Annotated in this window: 4 protein-coding genes; all 4 read left to right on the forward strand. The window is 71.5% G+C overall.

What is annotated here, in order from left to right:
• The first annotated feature begins 111 nt into the window (after positions 1 to 111).
• Positions 112 to 1,413: a nucleotide sugar dehydrogenase gene (locus VKP62_06745; GenBank protein MEB3196887.1), complete on the forward strand. Its 1,302-nt coding sequence runs from the start codon at positions 112 to 114 to the stop codon at positions 1,411 to 1,413.
• Between the two features lie 116 nt (positions 1,414 to 1,529).
• Positions 1,530 to 3,407: an alginate lyase family protein gene (locus tag VKP62_06750; protein ID MEB3196888.1), complete on the forward strand. Its 1,878-nt coding sequence runs from the start codon at positions 1,530 to 1,532 to the stop codon at positions 3,405 to 3,407.
• Positions 3,404 to 4,708 (forward strand): glycosyltransferase family 4 protein, encoded by a 1,305-nt coding sequence (locus VKP62_06755; GenBank protein MEB3196889.1) that lies wholly within the window; start codon positions 3,404 to 3,406, stop codon positions 4,706 to 4,708. Before VKP62_06750 ends, VKP62_06755 begins: the two co-directional genes overlap by 4 nt.
• On the forward strand, positions 4,705 to 4,949 hold a 245-nt coding region (locus VKP62_06760; protein MEB3196890.1), incomplete at its 3' end, for a dehydrogenase. The genes VKP62_06755 and VKP62_06760, both read left to right, overlap by 4 nt.

Below are 4,949 nucleotides of genomic sequence, written 5' to 3' on the forward strand. Positions count from 1 at the left end.
TCAAGCTTCGCCGCGAAATGTCGATGGGCACGATGCGGGTTCTGTCACAGACCCCGGGGGGCCTGACGACCTAGGCTGGGCCCGAGCCCTGTGCGGGCGGGTGGAGCCAGTATGATCAAATTCGAACACATCTGCGTGCTGGGCTTGGGGTACATCGGGTTGCCCACCGCGAGCTTGTTTGCCACCAACGGCTTTCGCGTCACGGGGGTGGACACCAACCCGCGCGTGGTGGAGACCGTCAACCGCGGTGAGGTCCACATCGAGGAGCCCGGGTTGAACACCCTGGTGCACGCCGCGACCCAGTCCGGGCGCCTGGTGGCCACCAGTGAGGTGCCGGAGGCGGATGTCTACATCATCGCCGTGCCCACCCCGATCGCCGCCGACAAGCGTCCGGACCTCAGCGCCGTCGAGGCGGCCGCCCGCGCGATCGCCCCGCGCCTGCGCCCTCACAACCTGGTAATCCTGGAGTCCACCTCGCCGCCGGGCACCTCGGTGGGCCTGGTGTGGCCGATTCTGGCGCAGTCGGGGCTGGAGCCGGGCAAGACCGTGCACCTGGCCCACTGCCCCGAGCGCGTGCTGCCCGGGCAGATCCTGTTCGAGTTGCTGGAAAATTCCCGCGTGGTGGGGGGCTTCAGCCGGCGTTGCGGCGAGCTGGCGCGCGGCCTCTACGCCTCGATCGTGGGCGGCGCCATTCACGTCACCGACGTCACCACGGCCGAGATGGTCAAGGTCACCGAGAACACCTTCCGCGACGTCAACATCGCGCTGGCCAATGAGCTGGCGCTGGTGGCCGAGCGGGTGGGCGTGGACGTCTGGGAAGTGATAAGGCTGGCCAACCTGCACCCGCGGGTGAACCTGCTGTCGCCCGGTCCCGGCGTCGGCGGTCATTGCATCTCGGTGGATCCCTGGTTCCTGGTCGACCAGGCCCCCGCCGAATCGCGCCTGATCACCACCGCGCGGCGGGTCAACGACGCCATGCCGGCCTTCGTGGAAGCCAAGCTGGCGCGCCTCTTCCCGGCTGGGCAATCGCTGCACATTGCCGTGCTGGGGGCGGCTTACAAGGGCAACGTGGGCGACCACCGCGAGAGCCCGGCGCTCGAGGTGGTGCGTCGGCTGGAGGAAGCGGGCCATACCGTGGCGGTGTGCGATCCCCACGTCACCAAGCTCGATTACCCGCCGCTGGTCTCGGTCGAGGAAGCCTTCACGGGCGCGGATTGCGTGCTGCTGCTGACGCCGCACAACGAGTTCCGCGGGCTGGACCCGGACTGGCTGGGCGACCTCATGCGGCACCGGGTGCTGCTCGACACGCGCGCCTTCCTGGATCGCAAGGCCTGGCAAGCAGCTGATTTCCAGGTGATGACCCTGGGCGACGGCACGGCCCGGCCGCGCCGCGTGCTGCCCCGGGCCTGCTGAGCCGGCGCGGACCTCGCGCTCCGGCTGCCTCGGCCGTGGCGTCCTCTTGCGCAGGGATCACTGCGGCACGCGTGCGGGGAACATAAGATCGCGACGATGAATGGCCTGAGGCTCTGATGTCCAGCGAGGTGACCCGTCCTCCGCGTCCTCCCCGACCCTGGTGGCAGCTGCCAGGGCTGTTCGTGCGCACCTTGCAGAATCTGCGTCCTCACCAGGTGACCGGCCGCCTGGGGCGGCGCTGGCGCATGGCCAAGGCGGCGCTGCTGGGGGTGCCCCGGCCGCGCTTGAAGGCCCAGCCCGCACCCTTGCCCCGGCCGTTCGCCCTGGGGGCCGTGCGCGTGTCGCCGATGGCCGAAGCGGTGATGGCGGGGCGCTGGGCGTTTCTGAACCTGCCGCCGGCCCTGGGGCCCACGCCGCCCTGGCGCCAGGCCTCGGAGCGCGGGCTGCTCTGGCAGTTTCAGTTGCACGAATTCGGCTGGGCGCTGGACCTGGTGCGGGCAGCGAGCGCCACGGGCGATCGCCGACCGGCCGAGCAGCTGGTGGCCCTGATGCTGGACTGGGTGCGCCACAACCCGCCGGGGCGAGGGCCCGGCTGGCATCCTTATCCCACCGCGCGGCGCCTGGTGGTCTGGTGCCAGGTGCTGGCGGCCTTGCAGGACACCCTGGCCTTGCGGGCGGCCTGGGAGCCGCTGAGCCGTTCGCTGGCGACGCAGGCCATGCACCTGCTGAACACCCTGGAGTACGACCTGCTGGGCAACCACTGGCTCGCCAACCTGCACGCGCTGACCTGGGCCGATGCCTGCCTGGCGCCCTGGCTGGCCCCGACCGATGCCGCCCGCCTGCATGGCGTGGCCGGGCGCTACTGGGAGGAGTTGCTGGCCCAGACCCGGCCCGATGGCTCGCACGAGGAGAACAGCCCGGCCTATACCCGCACCATCTTTCAGGACGCCTTCGAGACCCTGGTCATGGTCGAGCGGGCGGGCTGGGGCGTGCCCGAGGGCGTGCGGCCGCGCCTGCTGGCCATGGGCGACCACCTGATGGGCCTCATGCAACCCGATGGCCGCCTGCCGCTCCTGAACGACTCGCCCGGCGCAGCGCCGGAGGCGGCCCGGGCCCTGCTGGCGGCCGCGGCGGTCTACTTCGACCGCCCCGATTGGCGCTTCGTGGCGGGGGAGGCCGAGCGTGACACGCTGGCCTGGTTGTTCGGGGAGCCGGGCCTGGCGGCCTACGACGCCATGGCGTCTGAAGTGCCCTCGACCACCGCCCTGGCCTTCGCGCAGGCGGGCTGCTACGTCCTGCGCGAAGGCTGGCAGCCCGACGACGACTACATGTTGTTCGACTGTGGGCCGCTGGGGCCGCGTCATCAGATGGGGCACGGCCATGCCGACAGCTTGGCCGTGCTGCTCTGGAGCCACGGCCAGCCGATCCTGATCGACCCGGGGGTGTACAGCTACCGCGCGGGTCCCTGGCGCGACCACTTTCGCGGCACGCCGGCCCACAACACCGTCACCGTCGATGGTCAGGACAGCTCGGAGGTCTGGGCGGCCTTTCGCACCGCGCGCGCGGCCGAGGCCCACTGCGACGACTGGCGGCCGGGCGAGCGGGTGGTGGGTAGCCATACGGGCTATGCCCGCTTGCGCGATCCGGTGCGCCACCAGCGCACGGTCACCTGCCTGGGACGCGGCCACTGGCGCATCACCGATTGCCTGGAGGCCGGTGGCGGGGCACACGACTACGCCTGGACCTTCCAGCTGGCGCCGCAGGCCCGGCTGGCCGTGCAGGGCCTCGCGGCCCGGGTGGAGCTGGGACCCGCCTGCGTGGCGGAGGTGGAGGTGGTCGGCCCGCAAGGACTGGTGCTGACGCCCGAATCGAATCCGGTCTCGCCGGATTGGCATGTGAAAACCCTGGCGCCGGCCCTCAAGCTGCGCCTTGCCGCTGCCGATCGCCAGGTGGTGGTGACCACGACATGGCGCATCGGCGGGAGGTCCACGTGAAGATCGTCTGGCTCTCGCAACACTTCGCCCCCGAGCCCTGCGCGCCGGCCGCCCGGGGCCTGGAGATGGCGCGCGTCTGGCGCGAGGCCGGGCACACCGTGAAGGTCGTGACGGCCTTCCCGAATCACCCGCAAGGGGTGGTGCCGGAAGGTTACCGCGGCCGCTGGCGCATGCGAGAAGACCTGGACGGCCTGGCGGTCTACCGCAGCTGGGTCTACGTGACGCCCAACGAGGGCTTCTTCAAGCGCATCCTGAACCATCTGAGCTTCACCGCGTCGGCGGTGCTGCAGACGCTGCCGCGCCTGGGCGAGGTGGACGTGGTGGTGGCCAGTTCGCCCAGCTTCTTTCCGGTGCTGGCGGCCTGGCTGATCAGCCGGGTCAAGGGCGTGCCCTTCGTGTTCGAGGTGCGTGACCTCTGGCCGGGCATTTTCAAGGCCCTCGGCGTGCTGCGCGACGGCCCCGCCCTGCGCGCCCTGGAGGCCCTGGAGCGCTGGCTGTACCACCAGGCCGACCACGTCGTGACCGTGACCCAGTCCTTTGCGGCGGATCTGCGCGCCCGCGGCGTGCCGGCCCACAAGCTGTCCGTCATCACCAACGGCGTCGACCTCGACCAGTTCGCTCCCGCCCCGCGCCACGCGGCGCGCCGGGAGGCCTGGGGCGTGGCGAATCGCTTCGTGGTGCTGTACCTGGGCACGCACGGCATCTCGCAGGGCCTGGAGACCCATCTGGCGGCTGCTCGCCTGCTGCAGGACGACCCGGAGGTGGCCTTCGTCTTCGTGGGCGAGGGCGCCCGCAAGCAGGCCCTCATGGCCGAGGCCGCGGAACTGCCCAACGTGCAGTTCCATCCTGCCGTGCCGAAAGCCGAGGTGCCGGCCTGTTACCACGCCGCCGACGTCTGCCTGGTGCCGCTGCGCGACCTGGACGCCTTCGGTCAGTTCATTCCCTCCAAGCTCTTCGAGTTGCTGGGCTGCGCCCGCCCGATCATCGCCTCGCTGACGGGGGAACCCGCGGCCCTGCTGGAGGCGTCTGGGGCAGCCACGGTGGTGCCGCCCGGGGACGTGGCCGCGCTGGTGGCCGCGATCCGGCAGCTGAAGCAGGATCCGGCGCGCGAGGTGCGGGCGCAGCAAGGCCGGGCCTTCGTGGCGCAGCATTATGACCGCCGGGTGCTGGCCACGCGCTACCTGGATCTTCTGGAGGGGCTGGTGGCCCGCCGACGTGGGGTGGGCGCCTCGCCGGAGAGGGCACCCGCGTTAGGGCCGTCTCGCGAGCAGGCGGGGGGAGAAGCGCTGTGCCAGGGATGAGCCAGCTGGTGCAGGGGCTCGACCGTGCTGGGGTCGAGCGGCTGGAGGTGCCGGTGCCGGTGGTCCGCCCGGGTCACCTGCTGATTCGCACGCGGGCCAGCGTGGTCTCGCTCGGCACCGAGCGCATGCTGGTGGAGTTCGCCCGGGCCTCGTGGTGGCGCAAGGCGCGCCTGCAGCCCGAGCGGGTGCGCCAGGTGCTGGCCAAGGTCCGCAGCGACGGGCTGGCCGCCACGCTGGGGGC

It is taken from the genome of Candidatus Sericytochromatia bacterium, assembly GCA_035285325.1.
Classification (GTDB): Bacteria; Cyanobacteriota; Sericytochromatia; order S15B-MN24; family JAQBPE01; genus JAYKJB01.

Bases quoted from the DNA above. Each gene is read 5' to 3' on its own strand.
- VKP62_06750 (MEB3196888.1), top strand. From the start codon at position 1,530: ATGTCCAGCGAGGTGACCCGTCCTCCGCGTCCTCCCCGACCCTGGTGG.
- VKP62_06745 (MEB3196887.1), top strand. From the start codon at position 112: ATGATCAAATTCGAACACATCTGCGTGCTGGGCTTGGGGTACATCGGG.